At 71.4% G+C, this 23700-nt stretch carries 20 protein-coding genes; 12 read left to right on the top strand and 8 right to left on the bottom strand.

Annotation, left to right across the window (positions count from 1 at the left end; all coding sequences use genetic code 11):
* The first annotated feature begins 146 nt into the window (after window positions 1–146).
* Window positions 147–1382, top strand: a complete 1236-nt coding sequence (locus ACFFJB_RS06085) for an acetyl-CoA C-acetyltransferase (protein WP_376830366.1) — start codon at window positions 147–149, stop codon at window positions 1380–1382.
* 340 nt (window positions 1383–1722) lie between these two features.
* On the opposite strand, the gene ACFFJB_RS06090 is transcribed toward ACFFJB_RS06085, so the two are convergent.
* The 3 genes from ACFFJB_RS06090 to ACFFJB_RS06100 form a co-directional block, all read right to left on the bottom strand.
* Window positions 1723–3360: a long-chain fatty acid--CoA ligase gene (locus ACFFJB_RS06090; protein WP_376830367.1), complete on the bottom strand. Its 1638-nt coding sequence runs from the start codon at window positions 3358–3360 to the stop codon at window positions 1723–1725.
* A 374-nt stretch (window positions 3361–3734) separates the two neighbouring features.
* Window positions 3735–4898 carry an acyl-CoA dehydrogenase family protein gene (locus tag ACFFJB_RS06095; RefSeq protein WP_376830368.1) on the bottom strand — a complete coding sequence of 388 codons (1164 nt, stop codon included), beginning with the start codon at window positions 4896–4898 and terminating at the stop codon, window positions 3735–3737.
* 179 nt (window positions 4899–5077) lie between these two features.
* On the bottom strand, window positions 5078–6361 hold the full coding sequence (locus tag ACFFJB_RS06100; RefSeq protein ID WP_376830369.1) for an extensin-like domain-containing protein: 1284 nt from the start codon (window positions 6359–6361) through the stop codon (window positions 5078–5080).
* 155 nt (window positions 6362–6516) lie between these two features.
* Between ACFFJB_RS06100 and ACFFJB_RS06105 the strand changes: the two genes are divergently transcribed.
* The 5 genes from ACFFJB_RS06105 (at window position 6517) to ACFFJB_RS06125 (ending at window position 10671) form a co-directional block, all read left to right on the top strand.
* Window positions 6517–7092, top strand: a complete 576-nt coding sequence (locus ACFFJB_RS06105; protein WP_376830370.1) for a hypothetical protein — start codon at window positions 6517–6519, stop codon at window positions 7090–7092.
* Window positions 7093–7279: 187 nt separating this feature from the next.
* On the top strand, window positions 7280–8272 hold the full coding sequence (locus ACFFJB_RS06110; RefSeq protein ID WP_376830371.1) for an aliphatic sulfonate ABC transporter substrate-binding protein: 993 nt from the start codon (window positions 7280–7282) through the stop codon (window positions 8270–8272).
* Window positions 8273–8417: 145 nt separating this feature from the next.
* On the top strand, window positions 8418–9278 hold the full coding sequence (locus tag ACFFJB_RS06115; protein ID WP_376830372.1) for an ABC transporter permease: 861 nt from the start codon (window positions 8418–8420) through the stop codon (window positions 9276–9278).
* Window position 9279: 1 nt separating this feature from the next.
* Window positions 9280–10065, top strand: coding sequence for an ABC transporter ATP-binding protein (locus ACFFJB_RS06120; RefSeq protein WP_376830373.1), 786 nt, complete (start codon window positions 9280–9282; stop codon window positions 10063–10065).
* 96 nt (window positions 10066–10161) lie between these two features.
* Window positions 10162–10671: an OsmC family protein gene (locus ACFFJB_RS06125; protein ID WP_376830374.1), complete on the top strand. Its 510-nt coding sequence runs from the start codon at window positions 10162–10164 to the stop codon at window positions 10669–10671.
* A 125-nt stretch (window positions 10672–10796) separates the two neighbouring features.
* On the opposite strand, the gene ACFFJB_RS06130 is transcribed toward ACFFJB_RS06125, so the two are convergent.
* A complete protein-coding gene (locus tag ACFFJB_RS06130) occupies window positions 10797–11789 on the bottom strand; it encodes a LysR family transcriptional regulator (protein WP_376830375.1) in 993 nt (330 codons plus the stop codon).
* A gap of 231 nt (window positions 11790–12020) precedes the next feature.
* Here ACFFJB_RS06130 and ACFFJB_RS06135 point away from each other — a divergent pair, with 231 nt between their 5' ends.
* The 3 genes from ACFFJB_RS06135 to ACFFJB_RS06145 all read left to right on the top strand — a co-directional run bounded on the left by ACFFJB_RS06135 (window position 12021) and on the right by ACFFJB_RS06145 (window position 15389).
* Window positions 12021–13316 carry an acyl-CoA dehydrogenase family protein gene (locus ACFFJB_RS06135; RefSeq protein WP_376830376.1) on the top strand — a complete coding sequence of 432 codons (1296 nt, stop codon included), beginning with the start codon at window positions 12021–12023 and terminating at the stop codon, window positions 13314–13316.
* 353 nt (window positions 13317–13669) lie between these two features.
* Window positions 13670–14488 carry an ABC transporter substrate-binding protein gene (locus tag ACFFJB_RS06140; protein WP_376830377.1) on the top strand — a complete coding sequence of 273 codons (819 nt, stop codon included), beginning with the start codon at window positions 13670–13672 and terminating at the stop codon, window positions 14486–14488.
* An 85-nt stretch (window positions 14489–14573) separates the two neighbouring features.
* On the top strand, window positions 14574–15389 hold the full coding sequence (locus ACFFJB_RS06145) for an SDR family NAD(P)-dependent oxidoreductase (protein WP_376830378.1): 816 nt from the start codon (window positions 14574–14576) through the stop codon (window positions 15387–15389).
* A 192-nt stretch (window positions 15390–15581) separates the two neighbouring features.
* Here ACFFJB_RS06145 and ACFFJB_RS06150 read toward each other — a convergent pair whose 3' ends face one another.
* Window positions 15582–15755 carry a hypothetical protein gene (locus ACFFJB_RS06150; RefSeq protein ID WP_376830379.1) on the bottom strand — a complete coding sequence of 58 codons (174 nt, stop codon included), beginning with the start codon at window positions 15753–15755 and terminating at the stop codon, window positions 15582–15584.
* Between the two features lie 470 nt (window positions 15756–16225).
* Between ACFFJB_RS06150 and ACFFJB_RS06155 the strand changes: the two genes are divergently transcribed.
* From ACFFJB_RS06155 to ACFFJB_RS06165, 3 genes are all read left to right on the top strand, one after another.
* Window positions 16226–17713 carry a flavin-containing monooxygenase gene (locus tag ACFFJB_RS06155; RefSeq protein WP_376832567.1) on the top strand — a complete coding sequence of 496 codons (1488 nt, stop codon included), beginning with the start codon at window positions 16226–16228 and terminating at the stop codon, window positions 17711–17713.
* Window positions 17714–17802: 89 nt separating this feature from the next.
* Entirely contained in the window at window positions 17803–18885 is a 1083-nt protein-coding gene (locus ACFFJB_RS06160; RefSeq protein WP_376830380.1) for a zinc-binding dehydrogenase, read from the top strand.
* A 317-nt stretch (window positions 18886–19202) separates the two neighbouring features.
* A complete protein-coding gene (locus ACFFJB_RS06165) occupies window positions 19203–19817 on the top strand; it encodes a hypothetical protein (protein WP_376830381.1) in 615 nt (204 codons plus the stop codon).
* Window positions 19818–20313: 496 nt separating this feature from the next.
* Here the strand turns inward: ACFFJB_RS06165 and ACFFJB_RS06170 are convergent, their stop codons facing one another.
* The 3 genes from ACFFJB_RS06170 to ACFFJB_RS06180 all read right to left on the bottom strand — a co-directional run bounded on the left by ACFFJB_RS06170 (window position 20314) and on the right by ACFFJB_RS06180 (window position 23694).
* Complete coding sequence (locus ACFFJB_RS06170; protein WP_376830382.1) at window positions 20314–21939, bottom strand: fatty acid--CoA ligase; 1626 nt, start codon at window positions 21937–21939, stop codon at window positions 20314–20316.
* Between the two features lie 486 nt (window positions 21940–22425).
* Window positions 22426–23127 carry a nitroreductase gene (locus tag ACFFJB_RS06175; protein ID WP_376830383.1) on the bottom strand — a complete coding sequence of 234 codons (702 nt, stop codon included), beginning with the start codon at window positions 23125–23127 and terminating at the stop codon, window positions 22426–22428.
* Between the two features lie 195 nt (window positions 23128–23322).
* The gene (locus tag ACFFJB_RS06180) at window positions 23323–23694 is read right to left on the bottom strand and encodes a diacylglycerol kinase (RefSeq protein WP_376830384.1); all 372 of its coding nucleotides are present in this window, start codon (window positions 23692–23694) and stop codon (window positions 23323–23325) included.
* Between the last annotated feature and the right edge of the window lie 6 nt (window positions 23695–23700).

The following is a 23700-nucleotide window of genomic DNA, read 5'->3' on the forward strand; positions in this document are numbered from 1 at the left end:
GCGCCCGCGGGGCGGCGGCCCGGCGCGGGGGCGCTCCGCCGGGTCCGGTTGTAAACATCGGCAGTTGATCCGGGGCCGCGTTCTTGCAATAGATGCGGGCAACGGCCACCAATCAATCGACCGTTAGAATTGCGGAAGGGATCGATATGTCTGAGGCATGGATCATTGACGCCGCCCGCACGCCGCGTGGCGTCGGCAAATTCGGCAAGGGCGCGCTGTCTGACGTGCACCCCCAGCGCATCCTCTCGACGGTGCTGAAGGCGCTCGCCGAGCGTAACAACCTCAACACCGCTGACCTGGACGACGTGATCGCCGGCTGCGGCACCCAGTTCGGCAAGCAGGGTTCGTGCATCGCCCGCATGGCCGCCCTTGACGCCGGCTTCGACAACGCCGCCGTCGGCTTCTCGCTCGACCGTTTCTGCGGTTCGGGCATGACCGCCGTGAACCTGGCGGCGATGGGCATCATGTCCGGTGCCCAGGACCTGGTGATCGCCGGCGGCGTCGAGTCGATGTCCTACGGCTCGACCCTGAAGCGCGCCACCACAGGCGTGCTTGACTCGGACAACCTGCACCTGCGCGAGCTGCACCCGCAGCCGCACCAGGGCATCTGCGGCGACCTGATCGCCACCCTCGAGGGCTTCACCCGTGAGGACGTGGACCGCCTCGCCCTGGAGAGCCAGCGCCGCGCCGACAACGCCATCAGGAACGGCTACTTCAGCAAGTCGCTGGTCCCGGTCTACAAGGACGACGGCACGCTCGCCCTTGACCACGAGGAGTTCCCGCGTCCGAACACCACCCTGGAAGGCCTCGCCCAGCTGAAGCCGGCCTTCGAGGTGATGTATGACGCGCCGCTGAACGAGGAGGGCCTGACCTTCCGCCAGCTGGTGGAGAAGACCTATCCGGGCGTCAAGGTGAACCACGTCCACCACGCCGGCAACTCGTCGGGCGTCGTCGACGGCGCCGGCGCCGTGCTGCTGGCTTCGCCGGAGTACGCCCGGGCCCACGGCCTGAAGCCGCGCGCCCGCGTGCGCGCCGTGGCCACCGCCGGCGACTCGCCGGAGCTGATGCTGAACGCTCCGGCTCCTGCCGCCCGCAAGGCCCTCGCCAAGGCCGGCATGACCATCAACGACATCGACCTCATCGAGATCAACGAGGCGTTCGCCGTCGTGCCGCTGAAGTTCATGCGCGAGATGGGCATCGACGACTCGAAGGTGAACGTGAACGGCGGCGCCATCGCCCTCGGTCACCCGATCGGCGCCACGGGCGCGATCATCATCGGCACGCTGCTCGACGAGCTCGAGCGCCGCGACCTGAACACCGGTCTGGCCACGCTGTGCGCCGCCGGCGGCATGGCCCCGGCCATCATCATCGAGCGCATCTGAGCCGCGCCTGCGGCGGCCTGCTGCGGCGGGCCGCCGGTCGCCGGCGACTGAAAAACGCCCGGGCCGCCTGGCCCGGGCGTTTCTGTCTGGCCCGCCGCTCCGTCAGGCAAGGCGCGGCCGGCGCGCCGGGCCGCCGCCGCGGCGCGGGATCCCGACGGCGGCCGCCGCGCCCAGGCCGGGCGCGCACGGCGCGCCAGGCGCGGCCAGACATGACTCCGGGGCAGGGGCGCTCCGGGGCAGCGGCCAGGGGCGACGTTCCGCTCCGGCGCCGCCCCGGTCCCGCATGGCGCGGGGCCCGGCGGCCGCGCCGCGGGGCCGGGCCCGTCCGGGCGGGCGCGCCTTACGCCGCCGGCTCGGGCACGCGGTAATCCTTGAACTGCTGGCGCAGGGTCAGCTTGTGCACCTTGCCGGTGCCGGTCATCGGGAAGCTCTCCAGGAACTCCACCGCGTCCGGCATCCACCACCTGGCGATCTTCGGCGCCAGATGGGCGAGGATCTCCTCCCTGGTCACCTCCATGCCCGGGCGGGGCACCACCAGCAGCAGCGGCCGCTCCTGCCATTTGGGATGCGGAATGGCGATCACCGCCGCCTGCAGCACCGCCGGGTGGCTGAGCGCCGCGTCCTCGATCTGGATCGAGCTGATCCATTCGCCGCCGGACTTGATCACGTCCTTGGAGCGGTCGGTGAGGGTGACGTAGCCGTCCGGATCGATGGTCGCCATGTCGCCGGTGATGAGATAGCCGTCGGCGTCCAGCGCCTCCACGCCCTTGTGGTAGCCGCTGGCGATCCACGGTGCCCGGACGCCGAAATGGCCCACCGCCTTGCCGTCGTTGGGCAGCACGTTGCCGTCGTCATCGACGATGCGCGCCTTGACGCCGCACACCAGGCGGCCGGACTTCATGCGGTCGTCGATGATCTCGTCGAAGCCCGGCTCGTAGTCGCGGAACTTCTGCAGCGGCATGGTGGCCATCAGGGCCTCGGTCATGCCCCAGGCCTGGACATAGGCCACGCCGTACTCGCGCTCCAGCTGCTCCACCATGGAGCGCGCCGGCGCAGTGCCGCTGGAGAGCGTGCGCCTGAGCGTCGAGAATTTCTTGCCGGTGCGGCCCAGCCAGTCGAGCAGGATCAGCCAGAAGCTCGGCACGCCGGCGGTGAGGGTGACGCCCTCGTTCTCGATCAGCTCGTAAAGCTTGTCCGGCTCGTAGTTGCGGCCCGGGAACACCAGCTTTGAGCCGGTGTAGGGCGCCATGAACGGCATGTTCCATGCGTTGCCGTGGAACATGGGCGCCATGGGCATCATCACCTGGCGTTTGCCGGGCTCGAAGCCGGTCATGTAGAGGAAGTTCGAGCCGAGCAGCGTCTGCAGCACCAGCGCGCGGTGCGAATAGACCACGCCCTTGGGATTGCCGGTGGTGCCGGAGGTGTAGCAGATGGTGGCCGCGTTGGTCTCGGGAAACTCGGGCCAGGCGAAGCCGTCGTCGGTCTCGGCGGCCAGCAGCTCCTCGTAGGAGTAGACGTTCTCGAGCGTCGTCCGCGGCATGCGTCCGTCGGCGGCCATGATGACATAGCCCTTCACCGTGGTGAGCTGCGGCGCGATCTGCTCGACGATCGGCAGCGTCAGCGCGTCGATGAACAGGAACTGGTCCTCGGCGTGATTGATGATGTAGACGATCTGTTCCGGGAACAGCCGGGGATTGACCGTGTGCAGCACCGCGCCGACGCCCGGCGCGGCGTAGAACATCTCGAAATGGCGGTGGGTGTTCCAGGCCAGGGAGCCGACCACCGTGCCGTCCGTGGCGCCGAGCCGCCGCAGCGCCTTCGCCATGCGCCGGATACGGCTCAGGGCTTCACGGTAGTTGTAGCGGAAGATGTCGCCCTCGATTTCCCGGGCCACCACCTCCGCCTCGCCGTGCTGGACGCCGGCGTATTCGATGAAGTTGGACAGCAGCAACGGCATGTCCATCATAAGCCCACGCATGCAGTCTCCCCCTTGTCGTCCGCGTCGGCGCGCGGCTCTGGTCTGAATTGTGACGGTCATGGCTCCGGCCGGCTTGCGGCTCCGGCCGGGGCAGGGCGGCGACGCCGCGGGCGGCGCTGGCGTTCCGGCGCCGCGGGCGGCGGCCGGACCCGGGCCAGGCCTCTCGAATGGCGCTGGCCCTCGAATGGCGCTGGCCCTGGCAGGTCTCCCGGGCCAGTCCCGGATGACGGCGCGGGCGCTGGCTCCAGGCTCGCCTCCGCCGCGCGGCGGCGTTTCAGGCTAGGCCGCAGTATTTTTGTTATGCAACCGCTTCCTTGGTAGTATATCACATGAAAAGGCCCGGCGCCGCAGCGGCGTCGGGCCTGTCATGGTCTTTACTTTTTCTTGCTCGCTCCGGGCAGTATGCCCATATGTTTCGAGATGATCTGCAGCATCACCTCGTCGGCGCCGCCGCCGATCGAGCCGAGGCGGCTGTCGCGATACATGCGGCTGATGTCGCTCTCGTTCATGAAGCCCATGCCGCCCCAGTACTGCAGGCAGCTGTCGGCCACCTCGCGGCTGAGACGCCCGCCGATCAGCTTGGCCATGGAGGCCAGCATGGTGACGTCCTCGCCGTTCACGTAGCTTTCCGCGGCGCGGTACACGAGCGAGCGCAGCGCCTCCACCTTGGCCTGCAGCTCGGCCAGCTTGAAGTGGATCACCTGGTTGTCCAGCAGCGGCTTGCCGAAGGCGATGCGGTTGCGGGTATACTCAATGGTGTCCTGGATGGCCTTCTCCATGCCCACCAGCGCGCCGGCCGCGCCCCACAGCCGCTCGATCTGGAACTGCTCCATCTGGTAGATGAAGCCCATGCCTTCCTCGCCGATGCGGTAACGCTGCGGCACGCGCACCTCGTCAAAGAAGATCTGCGCCGTGTCCGAAGCGCGCATGCCCATCTTGTCGAGGCGGCGGGCCACCTGCACGCCCTTCGTTTTCATCGGCACGCAGATCAGCGACTTGTTGCGGTGGGGCGGGCCGTCGGAGGTGTTGGCCAGCAGGCACATCCAGTCCGCCTGGACGCCGTTGGTGGTCCACATCTTGCCGCCGGTGATGACGTAGTCGTCGCCGTCCTTGCGGGCGCTGGTCTTCAGCGAGGCCACGTCCGAACCGGCGCCGACCTCGGAGACGCCGAGGCAGGCCACATATTCGCCGGAGATCGACGGGGCGAGGAACTCGGCGCGCAGCTCGTCGGAGCCGTGCCTGGCCAGGGCGGGGGTGGCCATGTCGGTCTGCACGCCGATGGCCATGCCGATGGAGCCGCCGCGGATGCAGCCAGTGGCCTCGCAGAACGCCAGCTCATAGGTGTAGTCGAGGCCCAGACCGCCGAACTTCTCCGGCTTGTTGATGCCGAGGAAGCCCTGCCGGCCCATCTTCCGGAACAGCTCGTGCGCCGGGAAGATCCCCTCCTTCTCCCATTCCTCAATGTACGGATTGATTTCGGTCTCGCAGAACTTGGTGACGGAGCGCATCAGCTCCCGGTGCTGCTCTGTGTAGATCATGTTTCCTCCCCGGCGGCCCGCACGCTCCCGCCTGCCGGCCCGCCATGCCCGCCCCGAGTCCGGTACTGTAGCGGCTTGCAGTGGTACCAGTTGGTACTTGGGCGCATTGTAACGCGCTTTGCCGCGCTGCAAAGCCCCGCGTTGGGCGCCGGCAGGGGATGGGAGCGCCGCCGGCGCCGCTAGCGGCAGATCTGCCGGCCGGGCTTGCGGTTGCGCAGGTCCAGATGCAGGTGGTCGTTATGGAACCGGTCGCCGCCGGGGCCGATCACCGTGTCGAAGATGCGGCAGGCGTTTTTGCGGATGAATCTCTGGAACAGGCTCTCGTCCGGCGTCGCGTGGGTCGGGCTGACCGTGAACGGCCGGCGCCGGTCGAACTGGAAGCCGGCGATGTCGATGGCGTTGGCGTAGGCGTGCTCGCTGAGTTTGGCGCCGCGCTGGTGATTCATGGTGCGGCAGGCGTAGGTGGGGCCAATGGTCACGCCGGTGACGCGCGCCTTCAGATACTGCTGCGCCGCGGGCTGGACCACGCCCTCCAGCCACTCCGCCGTGGCCTCGGCCATGGCGCAGGAGAGCGTGCCCGGCCTTGAGAGCGGCAGGCCGCCAGGCAGGGCGCTGAGCCGCACGCCGTTGCTGACGCCGCAGGCGCCGTTGCTGATGGCGGGAATGCGCTCCACCACCGCCCCGGCCCTGCGCAGGCGGGCGACGCAGGCGTCGACGCCGGCGTCGGTGACCGCCCGCCGCGGCGGGCCGGCGTCGCCCGGCGCCGGCGGCGGCTCCTCCGCCTGTTTCCTGCGGCCGAACGGCCACCATGAGGGAACGCCCGGCTTCTCCGCTCCGGCCTCCGGTTCCGGCGGCGCCGGCCGGGCCTCCTGCGCCGGGGGCGGCGCCGGCTCCGCGGGCGCAGGGGCCACGGGGAATCGCGGCCGCGCCGGCGGCAGCGGCGCCACCGGGGCGAAGCCGTTTCCGGGGCTGGCCGGCGGCTCCTGCGCCAGCGCCGGCACGGATGGCGGCGCCGTTGCTTCGTCCGGCGCGCCGCCCCCGGCGCCGGCCGCCGGCAGGTCGGGCGCGCGCAGCTCCGCCGGGCGCGGCGGCGGCAGCGGCGCGGCGGCGGGGAAGCGCCAGGCGGCGGGCCGAGCGGCGTCCGCGGCAGGGCCGGAATCCGGCGCCGGCGACGTCGTCGCGGCGGCGTCCGGCGCGCCGCCAGGGCCAGCCGGACGGGGCGGCGGCAGGGGAGCGGCCGGAAGCTGCGTCGCCGGGCCGGCCTCCGCCGCCGGCGCGGCGTCGCCCGGTGCGGGCGTCGCCGGGGCCGGGGGCGCGTCCGGCCAGGGCGCGCCGGTGGTCGGGCGCAGGGCCGCCCGGGCGCGGGCGTCCGTTCCGGCCGTCAGCCAGATGGCGGCCATGGCGGCGACGGCCGCGGCGGCGGCGTGCCGCCGCTGCGGGCGTTGTAAGGCGGAAACCGTCATCGCCCGCCACTTAGCGCATGCACGGCGCCGGGTCATCTACTATTAACCCTGTCGGCGCAGGCGTGCTGCGGCGCGGCCGCGCTCCGGCGGTCCGGCGCGCGGACGGGCGCGCGGGGCCGGGGCGGCGGCTGCAGGGAGTTTCAGGGAGCGGCGGCGTGACGGAAGCAGGCTGCGGGGCGGAGACGGACAGGCCAGGCCAGGACGGCGGGACCGCGCGCGGCGGGCGTCCGGAGGCGCTGGCGCAGCGCCTGGCGACGGCCGACGCCGCCACGCGCGTGCTGATGGAGCTGGCGGCGGAGCGCGGCTGGGGGGCGCCGGTGCGGGCCCGCCGGCTGGACGCGCCCGCCGGCCCGCCGCCGGACGCGGCGCTGGAGGCCCTGCGCCCCGGACCGCGCGAGCGTCTGGCCGCCCGGGCCGTGGTGCTGGTTTGCGGCCGGCGGGAGCTGTCGCGGGCGGAGAACTGGTATGTCCCGGAGCGCCTGCCGGAGGCGGTGAACCGCGGCCTCGACGCCGGCGACGCCCCCTTTGGCCTGCTGCTGCTGCCGTACCGGCCGGCGCGGCGCCTGCTGCGGCTGGAGCGGCTGTGGCGGCCGGGCCAGCCGGAGGAGGCCGCCGCGGAGCTGTTCCGCATCACCGCCGTCATGGCCGCCCGTTTCGGCGCCGGCGGCGCCGGTCCGGCGACGCCGGTGGCCTTCGTCAGCGAGACCTATCTCGCCGGCCTGCTGGCCTGAACCTGCGCGCCGCCGGCGGGCCGCGCCGGGGCGGGGCGCCGGCATGCGCGATATTAACACATTTCCAGATGTTAAATTATGAAATAATCATTTTGACGCGTAAAATGTATTGACCCGCGCTGTCCGGCATGTAGTTTCTGGCGTGATCGTTGCGCCGCAAACCAGTTGCGGCTCCAGGGGGGGCTACATGTCTGTTTCTCGCGCGTTCATCACCCGCCGCACGCTCGGCCGGCTGGCCGCCGCCGCCGCTTTCGCCGCCCTCGCCGCCGGCTCCGCTGCGGCCGAGGAGCTGAAGGAGGTCGTCGTCGACTTCGCCACTTACAATCCGGTCTCGCTGGTGCTGAAAAAGCAGGGCCTGCTGGAGAAGGCGCTGGAAAAGGACGGGATCAGGGTGCGCTGGGTGCAGTCGGCCGGCTCGAACAAGGCGCTGGAGTTCCTCAACGCCGGCTCGGCGCACTTCGGCTCCACGGCCGGCTCCGCCGCCCTGGTGGCGAAGATCAACGGCAATCCGATCAAGTCCGTCTACGTCTATTCGCGCCCCGAGTGGACGGCGCTGGTGACGCGCAAGGACAGCCCGATCCAGACCGTCGCCGACCTCAGGGGCAAGCGCGTCGCGGTCACCCGCGGCACCGACCCGCACATCTTCCTGGTGCGCGCCCTGGCCGAGGCCGGGCTCTCCGACAGGGACGTGAAGTTCGTGCTGCTGCAGCACGCCGACGGCCGCATGGCGCTGTCGCGCGGCGACGTCGACGCATGGGCCGGCCTCGACCCGATGATGGCCTCCGCCGAGGTGGAGGAGGGCGCCCGCCTGTTCTACCGCAAGCCGGAGGCCAACACCTGGGGCGTCCTCAACGTGCGCGAGGACTTCGCCCGGAAGCATCCGGAGATCGTGAAGAAGGTGCTGGCCGCCTATGAGGAGGCGCGCAAGTGGGCGCTGGCCAATCCGGAGGGCCTCAAGGAGGAGTTCATCGCCGTCACCAGGCTGCCGAAAGCGGTCGTGGACCGGCAGATCGACGAGCGCACCGAGCTCACCCACAGCGTCATCGGCGAGCCGCAGCGCGCCTCCATGCAGGCCGCGGGCGACGCCCTGGTGGCGGCCGGCGTGCTGCCGGCGGACACGAAGGTGAAGGAAACCCTCGACGCCCTCATCGATCCCCAGTATCTCCCGGCGTCGAAATGATCATGGACGGCGCTCCGCCGCGGGACGCCCGCCGGCGGCGCCGCTCCGTTCGCGGCGGGCCCGGCGCGCGGCAGGATCCCGGCGGCTGGCTTCGCGGGCGGCGCTCTTTCTGGCGCCGGGACATTTGAGGAAACGGACAAGGCGCATGACGGCCATTGACGGCGCAGGTTCGCCGCAGACCGCAATCGCAGAGGACGCGGCCCCGTCGCCGGCGGCGGCGCGCCGGGAGGGCTGGCGCGCCGCCGGGCGCGTGTGGCTGGCGGGGGTGGCCCTGCCGGCGGCGCTCGCCGCGGGCTGGGAGCTGGCGGTGTCCGCCGGGTTCGCCGACGGGCGGCTGATGCCGCCGCCAAGCCAGATCTGGAGCGAGCTGGCGGGCCTGGCCGGCAGCGGCGACCTGTGGACCCACCTCGGTGCCACCCTGTGGCGGGTGCTGGCCGGCTTCGCCATCGGCGCCGTGGCCGGCACGCTGGCGGGCGTGCTCACCGGCGCCTCGGGCGCGATCCGCAGCGCCATCGATCCCACCATCCAGGCGCTGCGCGCCATTCCCTCCATCGCCTGGGTGCCGCTGTTCATTCTCTGGCTCGGCATTTTCGAGGCGTCGAAGGTGGCGCTGATCGCGGTGGGCGTGTTCTTTCCGGTCTATCTCGGCGTCATGGGCGCCATCGGCTCCATCGACCGCAAGCTGGTGGAGGTGGGGCGGGTCTTCCGCCTCAGCCGCGTGCAGATGGCGACCCGCGTGCTGCTGCCGGCGGTGCTGCCGGAGTGGGTGATCGCGCTGCGCTCCGGCCTTGGCCTTGGCTTCATGTTCGTGGTGGCGGCCGAGTTCATGGGCGCTTCGGAAGGTCTGGGCTACCTGCTGGTGGACGGCCAGCAGCTGGGCAAGCCGGCCCAGATCCTGGCCGCCATCATCGCCTTCGCCGTGCTGGGCAAGATCTGCGACCAGATCCTGGTCGTGCTCGCCCGGCCGCTGCTGGCGTGGCAGGACACCGCGCGCAGGAGGCTCTGACATGCTCACCCTGTCCGGCCTGTCCAAGGTCTACGCCGGCGGCGCCGCCGCGCTCGCCAACGTCAGCCTCACCGTGGCGGGCGGCGAGATCGCCGCCATCGTCGGCGGCTCCGGCTGCGGCAAGACCACGCTGCTGCGCCTGATCGCCGGTCTGGACGAGGCCAGCGCCGGCGCCATCGAGATCGACGGCGACCGCATCAGCGGCCGGCCGCACTCGGCCATCGGCATCGTCTTCCAGGAGCCGCGGCTGCTGCCCTGGCTGAGCGTGCGCGACAACGTCGCCTTTGGCCTCGCCGGCCTGCCGCGGGGCGAGCGCCGCGCCCGCGCCGGGGAGGCGCTGGAGCGCGTCGGGCTCGCCGGTTACGGCGGGCGCTGGCCGCGCGAGCTCTCCGGCGGCCAGCAGCAGCGGGTGGCCATCGCCCGCGCCCTTGCGCCGCGGCCCAAGGCGCTGCTGCTGGACGAGCCGTTCTCCGCCCTCGACGCCTTCACCCGCGCCAGCCTGCACGAGCACCTGCTGGCGCTGTGGGAGGAGGGACGCCCCACCGTGGTCATCGTCACCCACGACGTGGAGGAGGCGGTGACCCTCGGAGACCGCATCATCGTCATGCAGCCGAAGCCGGGGCGCATATTCGACGAGATCGCCGTGGACCTGCCGCGCCCGCGCGACCGCCTGTCGCCGAATTTCGAGGCGGTGAAGCGCCGCACGCTCCAGGCGCTCGACGATTCGCTCAATCCTGGCCGCGTCGCCTCCCGGCCGCCGCCCGCCGGCGGCGCCCTGTGGTGGTGAGGCGGCCGTCGCAAGATCCTGTTTCAGAAATCGCCGTCACGGCGCGGGTCGTGCTCCGCCGGCCCGCGCCTCCGGAGTGAGAAGGAAGGAAAAAACATGGACGCCCAGGAACTGCGGGCCCTGCAGGCGCCGCTCAAGGCGCGCTACAAGGAAACCCCCGAGGCCGCGACCATCACGCTGAAGGCCCAAGGCAGCATCGACGACCAGAACATCGCCTGCAAGGTGGAGACCGGCCGCGCCATCGTCTCCGCCGGCCTGCACCCGCTGTCCGGCGGCTCGGGCATGGAGCTGTGCTCGGGCGACATGCTGCTGGAGTCGCTGGTGGCCTGCGCCGGCGTGACGCTGAAGGCGGTGGCCACCGCCCTGGAGATCCCGCTGCGCAGCGGCGTGGTGCGGGCGGAGGGCGACCTCGACTTCCGCGGCACCCTCGGCGTGGACAGGGAGGCGCCGGTGGGTTTCCGCGCCATCCGCCTGAGCTTCGACCTCGACACCGACGCGCCGCAGGAGAAGATCGACCAGCTCATCCGCCTCACCGAGCGTTATTGCGTGGTGTTCCAGACGCTCAACAACCGCCCCGAGCTGTCGGTGGCGACCAGCCGCGTCTGAGCCCGTCGCGCCCGCGCCTGACGCGGGCGCAGGCGCGCGCAGGCCCGACAGGAAAGCCCGCCCGGCGCCCCGCGCCTGGCGGGTTTTTCCTGTCGTCTTTCCTGCCGTCGCGCGGGCGGAGCCGCCTACGCCGGAGCCAGCCGGCCGCCGCGGCCGCGCCGGCGCGGCACGCTGTGGGTGGCGGCCCGGCCCTCCATGAGCTGGCGCGCGGATTCCCACACCATCTGGGCCGCCGGGCGCTGTTCGCCCCGGGCGCGCACCAGGGTGAGGCTGGTGCGCACGTCCAGCCCGTCGATGTGGCGGATCACCACCTCGCCGGCGCCCTCCACATGGGGGCGGTCGAACCAGCCCAGCGACACCGCCGGAATGCGGGTGAGGCGCCCGTAGCGCTCCACCGCCAGGGGGTGGCCTTCAGGCGGCCGCACCGTCTCCGCCCCGGCGTCGCGCAGGGCGCGCACGATCACCACCGACAGCGGCGCGCCCAGGGAGCGGTTGGGCATGGCCACCGGCAGTCCCTTCAGCGCCTCGAGCGGCAGGATGTCCAGCTCCGCCAGCGGATGCTCGCGCGGCAGCTGCAGGCACAGGCGCCGCTGCGCCAGCGGCTGCCGCTCGAGGCCGCCCGGCCAGTCCGCCTCGGTCACGGCGTTGTCGGCCGCCGCCTGCGCGTCGGCCGGCTCCACCAGAAGGGCGAGGTCGAGCTCGCGGCGGGTGAGGTCGAGGTAGTGGCGCTCGTGGGTCTTGTCGAAAATGCGCAGGCGGATGTCGCCGTGGCGGGTGACGAGCGTGTCCATCATCCGCCGCCGCTCCGGGATGTGCAGGGTGTAGAAGGGCGCGCCGATGCGCAGCTCGTTCTCGCGGATCTCGCGCGCCGCCTGGTTGGCCCAGGCGGCCTCCGCCACCATGCGCCGGGCGTTGCCGAGAAACAGCCGCCCCTCGGCGGTCAGCTCCACCCGGCGGCTGGTGCGCTGGAACAGGGCGAAGCCCAGCCGGCGCTCGAACTCGCGGATCTGCGCCGACAGCGCCGGCTGCGACACGTGCAGTTTCTGCGCCGCCCGGGTGAAGGAGCGCTCCTCCGCCACGGTGAGGAAATAGCGGAACGGGGTTGCGTCGAGGTCCATGGTCGTCCTGTGCGCCTGTCGCGCGCCGGCCCCGGCCGCGCTCCTGTCGCGCCCCGCGGGGCGTCCCGGCCGCTCCGCATACGCCGCCGGCGCGCCGCTGGCAATGGTTCGCCGGCGGCGATCCATAACCATCATGTATCGCAGCTGCGAGAAATCGCGATTGGACGTCCCGTGCGCCTGACGCCAATCATAGGCTCCAGCCATTGATATCACGAATGGAGGGAGGCACCTGTGGCCTGGGATTTCGAAACCGAACCCGAATTCCAGAAAGAGCTCGACTGGGTCGACAGGTTCGTGGCCGAGGAGGTCGAGCCGCTCGATTACCTGCTCCCCGATCCCTATGACGTGCGCTGCGCCAGGCGCAACGCCCTGGTGAAGCCGCTGCAGAAGATCGTCAAGGAGCGCGGCCTGTGGGCCTGCCACCTTGGCCCGGAGCTGGGCGGCCAGGGCTACGGCCAGGTCAAGCTCGGCCTGCTCAACGAGATTCTCGGCCGCTCGAAATTCGGCCCGATCGTGTTCGGCTGCCAGGCGCCGGACTCCGGCAATTCGGAGATCCTCGCCCATTACGGCACGCCGGAGCAGAAGGAGCGTTACCTCAGGCCGCTGCTCAACAACGACATCGTCTCCTGCTTCTCCATGACCGAGGTGCAGGGCGGCGCCGACCCGAAGGTGTTCACCTTCAGCGCCGTCGAGGACGGCGGCGAATGGGTGCTCAACGGCGAGAAGTGGTTCTCCTCACACGCCCATGTGGCCAGCTTCTTCATCGTCATGGCGGTGAGCGATCCGGACGCCAGCGAATACCGCCGCCTGTCGGCCTTCATCGTGCCGGCGGAGACGCCCGGCATCGAGATGGTGCGCAACATGCCGGTGGGGCACCATGGCCATCCGGCCCACGCCTACCTGCGCTTCAACAATGTGCGCGTGCCGAAGGACCACCTGCTGGGCGAGCGCGGCGGCGGCTTCGTGGTGGCCCAGACCCGTCTGGGCGGCGGCCGCATCCACCACGCCATGCGCACCATCGGCCAGGTGAAGCGCGCTTTCGACATGATGTGCGAGCGCGTGCTGAGCCGCCACACCCAGGGCACGCTGCTGGCCGACAAGCAGATGGTGCAGGAGAAGATCGCGGACAGCTGGATCGAGATCGAGCAGTTCCGCCTGCTGGTGCTGCGCACCGCATGGAAGATTGACAAGTACAAGGACTATCTCGCCGTCCGCAAGGACATCGCCGCCATCAAGGCGCTGATGCCCAGGGTGTTCCACGACGTGGCGGCGCGGGCCCTGCACATCCACGGCTCGCTGGGCGTCACCCCGGACATGCCGTTCGCCGAGCAGGTGATCGAGAGCTTCCACATGGGCCTCGCCGACGGCCCCACCGAGGTGCACAAGGTCACCGTGGCCCGCCAGGTGCTGCGCGAGTATCACGCGGCGACGGGCAAGTTCCCGAGCCGTTACATCCCGCACCTGCGCGAGGCGGCCGTCGCCAAGTACGGCCGGCTGCTGGACGAGATCGAGGCCCAGGCGGCGTAAGCCCCGGCCTGCGGCCGCCGCGGGCGTTCTCCGCGGCGGCGACCTGAAGGGGCCGGCGGCCCGCGCGCCGCGCCGCCGGCGTCCGTTCCGGACCGTCCGGCGCCCCGCCGCACGGGGCGCCCGGGAAGGTGCGCGTCATGCCGGCGGCGCCGGGCGGGGCGCCCTGGCGGACAGGCTGTCCCCCCCCATGCCTGCTGTCGCCGCGCCAGGGGCCGAAGCCGCCCGGCGTCGCCGGCATGACGCGTCGCCCGCGCCACCGCGGGCTTCGCGCCGCCCGCCGCGGAACATGGTCCGGCCGCGGGCGACCGGACCGCCGCCCGGGAGCTGGCGGCCGCAACAACCGGGAGGAAAACATGGCTCCTCCGCACTGCGCGGCCGGCGCCGCGCAAACGCGCCGTCGCGTACTTGTTTCGGCCGCCGCCCTGCTGGCCGCCGCGTTCGCGCCGGCGCCGGCGCGGGCAGGGGACGCGGGCGAGATCCGCATCGGCCAGACCATGCCATACAGCGGCGTCGCCTCCGCCTGCGGCGTCACCGGCCACACCGGCCACGCCTATGTCCGCAAGATCAAGGCCGATGGCGGGATCAGCGGCCGCAAGGTCATCCTCATCAGCCTCGACGACGCCTGTTCCCCGCCCAGGACCGTGGAGCAGGCCCGCCGGCTGGTGGCGCAGGACGACGTGCGCGCCGTGTTCGGCAGCGCCGGCGCGCCGCCCAACATGGCGGCGCACGAATATCTCAACGGCAGGAGGACGCCGCAGCTGTCCGTGTCCAGCGGCGCGACCATCTGGAACCAGACGGAGAAATATCCGTGGACCATCGGCTGGCAGGTGGACTACGAATCCGAAGTGGAAGGACGACCCCGAGGTGAAGGAATATCCCGCCTTCATGCAGCAGCATGCGCCCGGAGCGCCCGTGACGCCTGGGCGGCGTACGGCTACACCATGATCCAGGGGCACGTGCACGTGCTGCGCCAGGCGGGCGACGACCTGGGCCGGGAAAACATCATGAAACAGGCCCGCAACATGCGTTTCAAGCCGGCCATGCCGCTGCGGGGTGTCGGGGCGCGCACCGGCGGGCGCCGCCAGGCCCCGCTGCAGGCCATGCAGCTCGCCCGCTTCGAGGACGGCCGCCGGGCGCTGTCCGGCGACGTGATCAACGTGGGCGACGACTGAGGGCGCGGCCGCGCCGGCGCCGGGGCGCCGGCCGGGGAGCGGCGGCCGCGCGCCGCCACGACAACGACATGCAGGAGGAGACGCCATGAAGGATCTTGCCGGCAAGGTGGCCGTGATCACTGGCGGCGCCAGCGGCATCGGCCTGGCCACGGCGCGGGCGCTGGCGCGCGAGGGCGTGAAGCTGGTGCTGGCCGACATCGAGCAGGCCGCCCTCGACCGCGCCACGGCGGAGCTGGCCGCGGCCGGGGCGGAGGCGGCCGGCGTTGTGGCCGACGTCTCGAAGCTGGAGGACGTGGAGGCCCTGGCCGACGCCGCCTGGGAGCGCTTCGGCGCGGCGCACATCGTGTTCAGCAACGCCGGCGTCGGCGTGTTCGGCCCCGTGCACGAGATGAGCCACGCCGACTGGCGGTGGACCGTCAACGTCAACCTCTGGGGGCCCATTCACGGCGTCGAGGTGTTCATGCCGCGCCTGATCCGTCAGGGGCAGGGCGGGCACATGCTGTTCACCGCCTCTTTCGCCGGCCTCGTCAGCAACCGCAATCTCGCGCCCTATTCGGTGACCAAGGCGGCGGTGGTGTCGCTGGCCGAATGCGTCGCCAGGGACGGCAAGCCGTTCAACATCGGCGCTTCGGTGCTGTGTCCGATGCGCGTGGCCACCGCCATCGACGACAGCCACCGCAACCGCCCGGCCGAGTTCGGCGGGCCGGAGGCGGCGAAACCCTATACCGACCGCGATTCGGGCAAGCTGGAGGGCCGCACCCTGGCGGCGCAGGATGTGGGCGAACTTGTGGTGGCGGCGCTGAAGCGCGGCGACCTCTACATCCTCACCCACCGGGAGACGGGCGTTTATCTTGAGCGGCGCGCGGCGCGCCTGCAGGCGGCGCTGGCCCACGCGCTGTAAGCGGCGCCGCGGCCTGGACCGTCCGCCCGGGCCGGGCAGGAAAAACGCTCCGGGGGCGCGGCGCTGGCCCGAATCGCAGGCGATTCCGCCAGGTCGCGCCGCTCCGGTCGTGGTCATGCCGCAGGTCGCGCGCCACGCCCGCGCCGCCTGAACGCGCGGCCGTCTGCGGCCTGCGCCTGAAGGGCGGTGCGATTACTGCCCTTCAGTCTCGCTGATGAGCTGTTCGACTGCGCCGATGGCCAGCTCCAGCTCGCCGATGCGCTGAATTGCTGAGCGTGCGGGAAGGCCTTTGGACTGGGCAGCCTTGACAATTATGTCGCGCTGCTCAGCTTTCAGCCGGTTGAGGAGATCTTCGAGTTCGTCCATAGCCTGCGTGTAATACGATAAGGGTTACATTTCAAGGCGTTCGTGGCCGCGGCCGCGCGGCAGTCCGGCGGCCGGCATGTCCGTCCGTCCATGGCTGTTTCCTCACGCTTCCGCGTGTTGTGTCACAAATGACGTAAAGTATTCCTGAAACGCCTGAAATAGCCCGCCAGTCGTTTCCGGAACAGGCGGCGCAACGCGCATCCCTGCGATTGCGTCATGACCTTTACATTCATCCGGGCGACGTTCTCAAGCCGTCCTGCGACCCGTGCGCGCGCAACCGGCGTGGAGCGAGAGCCTGTCGCCGGCGCCTCACGCGCCTGCAACTGGACAGGACCGCCTGGTCGCTGCACTCTCACGGTATAACAGATATCAAAAAAGGCTCTGCGGAGCCGGGAGGACGGCCCATGACAATCCATGCGACGCCGCGGGCGTCCGCCGCCACGCCCGACGCAACCGTTCCGCATGCGGCCATGGCCGCGCAGGAGCGCCCGGCCGCGACGGCGGAGACGGACGTGCTGGTGGTGGGCGCTGGCATTTCCGGGATCGGCGCGGCGTGGTGGCTGCAGCGCGAGCTGCCGGAGCTCGGCTTCATGGTGGTGGAGAAGGCGGAGAGCTTCGGCGGCACCTGGCTCACACACCGCTATCCCGGCGTGCGATCGGACAGCGACCTCTACACCTTCGGCTACAGCTTCAAGCCCTGGACCGGCGCGCCCATCGCCACGGCGGAGGAAATCCGCCGCTACATGGGCGAGGTGATCGCCGGGAACGGCCTCGACCGTCACATCCATTACCGCACCCGCGTCGACTCGGCGGCATGGAGCAGCGACGACCGGCGCTGGACGGTGACGCTGACCGATCTCGCCAGCGGCGCGCAGCGGGTCGTGCGAGCGCGCTTCATGTGGATGTGCCAGGGCTATTACCGGCACGAGCAGGGCTACACGCCGCAGTGGCCTGGCATGGAGCGTTTCGCCGGCCGCATCGTGCATCCGCAGACCTGGCCGGAGGATCTCGATCTCGCCGGCAGGCGCGTGCTGGTGATCGGCTCCGGGGCCACGGCGGCCACGCTGGTGCCGGCGCTGGCCGGCAAGTGCGCCGCCCTCACCATGCTGCAGCGCTCCCCCAGCTATTACGTCACCGGGCGCAACGCCAACGAGCTGGCCGACCTGCTGCGCACGCTGGAGGTGGACGAGACCTGGATCCACGAGATCGTCCGCCGCAAGGCGCTGTATGACCAGAAGATGTTCGCCCGCCGCGCCCGCGAGGAGCCGGAGGCGGTGCGCGCCGAGCTGCTGGCCAATGTGGCGGCGCACCTGCAGGGGGCGGCGCCGGTGGAGCCCCATTTCACGCCTTCGTACCGGCCGTGGCGCCAGCGCGTCGCCTTCGTGCCGGACGGCGACCTGTTCGCCGCCCTGCGCCGCGGCGACGCCAGCATCGTCACCGGCGAGATCGACAGTTTCTGCGCGGAGGGCGTGCGCCTCGCCTCGGGCGAGACGCTGGCCGCGGACGTGGTCATCACCGCCACCGGCTTCAACCTCAATGTTCTGGGCGACATTGATTTCGTCATCGACGGCGCGCCGCTCGACTTCGCCTCCACGGTGACGTGGCGGGGCATGATGTTCACCGGCGTGCCCAATCTGGTGTGGGTGTTCGGCTATTTCCGCGCCAGCTGGACGCTGCGCGTGGACCTGATCGCCGGCTTCGTCTGCCGGCTGCTGCGGCGCATGCAGGAGCGCGGCGCCACGATGGTGACGCCGGCGCTGCGGCCGCAGGACGCCGGCATGCCCCTGCGGCCTTTCGTCGACACCGACGACTTCAACCCCGGCTACCTGCTGCGCGGCCTGCACCTGCTGCCGAAACAGGGCGACCGCATGCCCTGGCTCCATACCCAGGATTACTGGCGCGACAGCGAGGAGCTGCCGCAGGTGGACCCGGAGTGCTCCGGCCTGCGCTACGCCTGAGACGGCCAGCCCGCCGCGCCGCTGGCCCCGTCGCTGCGGGGGTGAAACAATGAGGGCCGCGATAACAGGGAATCACACGGAGGAGACGCATGCGGGCGGTGGTGCGGCGTGAGGGGCGGCTGGAGCTGGAGGAGGACTGGCCGGAGCCGCAGCCAGGGCCCGGACAGACCCTGGTGAAGACCCTGGCCTGCGGGATCTGCGGCTCGGACCTGCACGCGCTCGATCATCTGGAGCGCATGGCCGCCTTCAGCCGCCGCATGGGCTCGGCCACCAGCATCGATCCGGCGCGCGGGGTGGTTTTCGGCCACGAGTTCTGCGCCGAGATCATCGCCCATGGTCCGCAGACCACCGGCAGGCTGCCGCCGGGAACCCGGGTGGTGGCCATGCCCATGGCCATGGGGCCGGACGGCATGGAGCTGGTCGGTTACTCCAGCCGGTTCAACGGCGGCTTCGCCGAACGCATGGTGCTGACGGAGTCGATGCTGCTGCCGGTGCCGGATCACCTGCCGGCCGCCCATGCGGCGCTGACCGAGCCCTTCGCCGTGGGCGAGCACGCCGTGGCCCGGGCCGCCGCCCCGGCGGACGCGGTGGTGATGGTGCTGGGCTGCGGCCCCATCGGCCTCGCCGTGATTGCGGCGGCGAAGGCGCGCGGGCTCGGGCCGGTGATCGCCAGCGACTATTCGCCGGCGCGCCGCCAGGCGGCGCGGAAGCTGGGCGCGGACGTGACCGTCAATCCGGCGGAGCAGAATCCGTTCGGGCTGTGGGAGGCCCATGGCGTCGCCCCCACCGCCGCGGCGCGCAGCCGCGCCGTGGCCTGCGGCGAAACGCCGAGACCGGCGGTGATCTTCGAATGCGTGGGCGCGCCGGGCATGCTGCAGGCGGTGATCGAGGGCGCGCCGCCGCTGGCGCGGGTGATCGTCGTCGGCGCCTGCATGGAGGAAGACCGCATCGAGCCCCTCATGGCCATCAACCGGCAGCTGTCCATGGAGTTCGTCCTCGCCTATGAGCCGCAGGAGTTCGCGCTCACCCTCGGGCGCATCGCCAGCGGCCAGATCGACGCCGGCGCGGTGATCACCTGGGAGGCGTCGCTGGACGAGACGGCCAGGGCGTTCCGCCTGGCCCGCCAGGCCGGAGAGCATGTGAAGATCGTGGTCAATCCGCAGGCCGCCTGAGCGGCCGCCGGCCGGGGCGGGGCCGGCGGCGCGGGGCGCCGCAACCGGCGCCTCCCATGAACATGGGCGCCATATCCATGGGCGTGCGCCCGGCGCGCAAGACGTTACACAGGACAGGGAGCGCCGGGACCGTCCGCGGGACGGTCGCGGTGGTCGCAAGAGCTGCGCGGACGGCGTCACGAACGCCGGCGCAGGGCGTCCGGTCCCGGACGGCGCAGCCGGCGCCGGCCGCGGGGCCGCCGCCGGAAAGCGCGATGTCCGCGCGCGTTGGGGGAAGGCCGGACGCCGCCCCCAGGCCACCCAGGGAGACCCGTCCAATGAACATGTCACGCCGTTCCCTCATCGCCATGACCATGGCCGGCGCGCTGTGCGCCGGCATGGCCGTTTCCGTTCCCGCCGTCCAGGCCGCCGGCGCCGGCGCGCCGAAGCAGGTGGACGTGCGTGGTCTCGGCGCCGTCGACGTGGAGAGCCTCGAGCTGCGCATCGTCAAGGTCGATCTCGCGACGCGCACCCTTGTGGTGGAGAAGGCGGGGCGCCAGTGGCGGGTCGTCGTGCCGGAGGACGTGGGCTCCATCAACGGCCTGCGCCCGCGTGACAAACTGTACGTCAACCGCGTGGAAGGCGCGCTGGTGTCGGTGGCGCCGCCAAAGTCCGGCAAGCCGGACGTTGTCTACGAGACCGCCCGCGACGACGGGCTGTTCAACGGCCTGCCGGCGCGCTGGCTGCTGCGCAAGGTGATCGCCACCGTGCGCTTCCAGAAGCTGGACCAGGCGAAGGGCGAGGTGACCTATGACGGTCCGGAGGGCAAGCGCACCATCCGGGTCATCGATCCGGCGGTGATGACGGCGCTGGCGAAGCTGAAAAAGGGCGAGCTGGTGACCTTCACCTTCACACAGGCCACCGAATATGTGGTGCAGCCGCGCCGCATCTGAGGCGCCGGCCGCCGGACGGGCGGCGTCACGCTGGCGCGGCCAGGATCGCGCGTCGCCGTCCTTCCCCCACGGGGGCGGCGCGGGCCGGCCGCCGGCGCAGCCGCCCGGATGGGCGGCTGCGGGCAGGAAGCGGCGACAGGCGGGCGACGGCGCCGGAGCGCGCGGGCCGGACAGTCGCCAGCCGTTGTGGCGCGGCGGGTCCTCCGTCCGCCGGCCCCCACTTGCCTGCGGCTCTTCCCCTGGGCCGCAGCGCCACGCCCGGCGCATGGCCGGGCGTTTTTTCGTTCCCGGGCCAGACGTTCCGGAGCCAGACGTTCCGGAGCCAGGAGCGGGCGCCGGCGCCGCCGGGTCTCCCCCCACAATCGCGCCGCCCGTGACGCCGCCGCGCGCCGCCCCCGGGACGGGGCGCCGCGCCGTTTCCGCCGGGCGCGGCTCCGACTGACGTTCCGCTCCGCCTGGCGGCGCGCTTCACCCGATGTTCCAGTTCGCCTGACGTTCAGTTAACCTGGCGGTCGTAACCGGCCCAGTACGGGGCGCGCAGTTCGCGGCGTAGGATCTTGCCGGACGGGTTGCGGGGCAGGGCGTCGACGAAATCGATGGACTTCGGCGTCTTGTAACCGGCGATGCGCTGGCGCACGAAGGCGACCAGCTCCTCCGCCGTCGCCTCATGGCCCGGCCTGAGCGCCACCACCGCCTTCACGGCCTCGCCCCATTTCCCGTCCGGAACGCCTATCACCGCCGCTTCGGCCACCGCCGGGTGGTCGCAGATGGCGCTCTCCACCTCCGCCGGATAGACGTTTTCGCCGCCGGAGATGATCATGTCCTTGATGCGGTCCTGGATATAGATGTAGCCGTCTTCGTCCATGTAGCCGGCGTCGCCGGTGCGCAGCCAGCCGTCCGGGCGGATGGCGGCGGCGGTGGCTTCCGGGAGGTTCCAGTAGCCGGCCATGTTGGCGGCCGAGCGGGTGGCGATTTCACCGGTCCGGCCCGGCGGCAGCATCTCCCCCCTGTCATCGAACACCGCCAGCTCAACCCCCGGCATGGCCTTGCCGGCGCCGCGCATGCGCGGGTTGCCTTCCACATGGTCCTCCGGCGGCAGCGCCACGATGGCGCCGGTGGTCTCGGTCATGCCGTACACCTGCACGAACTCGCAGCCGAAGGTGTCGATGCATTCGCGCAGCAGCGCCGCCGGAATCGGCGAGGCGCCGTAAAAAATGGTCTTCAGCCGGGAGAAATCGGCGCGCCGGGCCCGCGGCTGGCGCACCACGATCTGCATGGCCGCCGGGACCATGAAGATGCGGGTGACGCCGCACTGTTCGAAGTAGTCCATCACCCTGTCCGGATCGAATTCGCGCGCCACCACGCCTTTGGCGCCGAAGGCGAGGGTGTTCACGCCCCACTGGGTGCCGCCGATGTGGAAGCAGGGCATGGCGAGCAGGGCGACGTCGTCCGGCGTCCAGGCGTACCAGGAAGGGGCGTCCGGCCCCAGGCCCTCCTGGGTCATGAACAGCAGGTTGGCGTTGGTGAGCATCGCCCCCTTGGGGCGGCCGGTGGTGCCGGAGGTGTAAAGCTGGATGGCCACGTCGTCCGGCTTCGGCCGGCTCCCGGGCGCAGCGTCGCTCTGGGCGTCGCGCCATGCGGCGAAGTCGGGCCATTCCGGCGCGCCGCCCTCGGTGGTGATGACGGTGCGCACGTGCGCGAGCTCCGGCAGCAGCCGTCGCGCCAGCCCGACGAACTCCGGCCCCACGAACAGCACCGGCGCGGCGCAGTCGTTGATCACATAGGCCGCCTCCGGCGGCGCGAGGCGCCAGTTCACCGGCGTCATCACCACGCCGGCGCGGGCGGCGCCGATCAGCAGCTCGAAATAGACGTCGCTGTTCTTGCCGAGATAGGCGATGCGGTCGCCCTTGCCGAGGCCGAGCGCCGCAAGCCCGTTGGCGATGCGGCTGGTGTCCTGCGCCAGCTGGCCGTAGGTGACGGAGCGCCCCTCGAACTCATAGGCCACGGCCTGCGGGCGCAGCCGCGCCTGGCGGCGCACGGCCTCGTCCAGCGTGGTCAGTTTCGGCAGTTGCGCCGGCGCGGCGGCGCCGTCTGCGGCCGGCGCGGACTGTTGCAGGCTCATGCGATGCATCCTCCCCCTCGCGCTCCGGCCGCGCCGGGCGCGTTGCGTCAGCGGTCTTGCGGGCGTTCGCGTGTCCGCCCGTCGTTGTCTGGCTGGAGGTTACACCAGATTGCGCCGGCCGTGACAGGGGCCGCCACCCGTTCCACGCACGGCCCGGATTCCGGCAGCGCACGATACGCCGCCGGACGTAACGACATGCGCGTGAATGGCGCTGGCGGGGAGGCGGCCGGGGGCGCGGACCCGTTCGCAGACGGGCTGCCGCCGGCGCGGGAAGGCCGCATCCGGCGCTGCATGGGCGATCCGGCCACGCGGGGGCCCGCTCCACGCCGCCCTGCGCCGGCGCCGGGCCCGCCGCAGGCGCTGGCCAGTCCCGCCGGTCCGCTCACCCGCCGCGGCGCCGCCGCCAGGTGGCGGAGCTGCGCCGGCGCGGTAGCGCCGTCCGGCCTGGCGCGGCGAGGGAGCTCCGGGGGGCGGCGTGGCGGCGGTTCAGTCGTCGAAGCCGACGAAGCGCGTGGCCTCGTCCACGGACTTGCGCCGCGACACCACGGCGTTGGCCGGGAAACTGTCGTCCGGATAGCCCATGGCGATGCACATCATGATCACCTGGTCGTCCGGGATGCCGGCGTGCTCGCGCACAACGGGCGACTGCATGATGCCTTGGCTGTTGATGACGCAGCCGAGTCCGCGCGACCAGGCGGCGTTGACAATGGCGTTGGCGACGGCGCCGCAGTCGAACGGGGCGATGTCGCTGCCGTACATCTCGCGGTCATAGGTGATGACGATGGAGACGGGGGCGTCGAACTGGCGAAATCCGCGCATCATCCAGTCGAGGCGTTTCTCCTTGTCGTGACGTTCGATGCCCATGGCGGCGAACAGCTGTTTGGCGATCTCGATCTGGCGTTCGCGGTGTACGCCGGTGACGGCGTCGAGGATGCGGAACTCGCGCGAGTGGGGCACGCCGGCGAGATTGCGCCCGGTGTTGCCGGCGCGGATTCGTTCAAGCGGCTCGCCGGTGATGACGTGGAAGTTCCAGCACTGCGTGTTGTGCGAGGAGGGGGCCCGCATGGCGATTTCGAGAATTTCGCGAATGAGGGCCTTTGGCACGGGATCCGGCCTGTATCCGCGGATGCTGCGGCGGGTGAGCGCCACCTCGTCATAGGTCGGCGCCGGGCGCGTAGTGACTGTCATCGTGTCTCCCCTTGGGTTTCCGGGGCGGGATGATGCCGGACGCCCGCCGTCGGGGGAAGGCGGGAGAAATGCAGTCGCTGGAAAGGACAACATGCGATCCCGGACGGCGATGCGAGAGGCCGGTGACGGTTTTCTCCGTCAGGAGGTCACTGCCGGTCTGCTCACGGTGGTGACATACCCTCGCGTTTCCCGCGATCACCACATCCCGAGCCGGTCACCCGCCGCCGCCAGCCAGAGAGCGCCGCAGACCACCAGCGAAAGCGTGACCGCGCATGACGCACAGTCTTTCGCCGCCTTGATCTCGGGCCGGAACTCACGCGTCACCAGATTGCAGACCTGTTCGATCGCCGTGTTCAGAGCCTCAACCGCCAGCACGGCGACGATCGCGCCGACAAGGACGACACATTCTTTCACGTCCCGGGCGATGAACGGCGCCGCCAGGACGCCCGCCGCCAGCGCCAGCGCTTCCAGGCGGAACGCCCGCTCCTGCAGGAGAAAGCGCAGCCCGTCCAGCGAGTTGCGGCCCGCCGCGAACAGTGCGGCCGCCTGCCGGCCGAGAGAAGCCACGAGTCT

Source organism: Camelimonas abortus (assembly GCF_042432745.1).
GTDB lineage: Bacteria > Pseudomonadota > Alphaproteobacteria > Rhizobiales > Beijerinckiaceae > Camelimonas > Camelimonas abortus.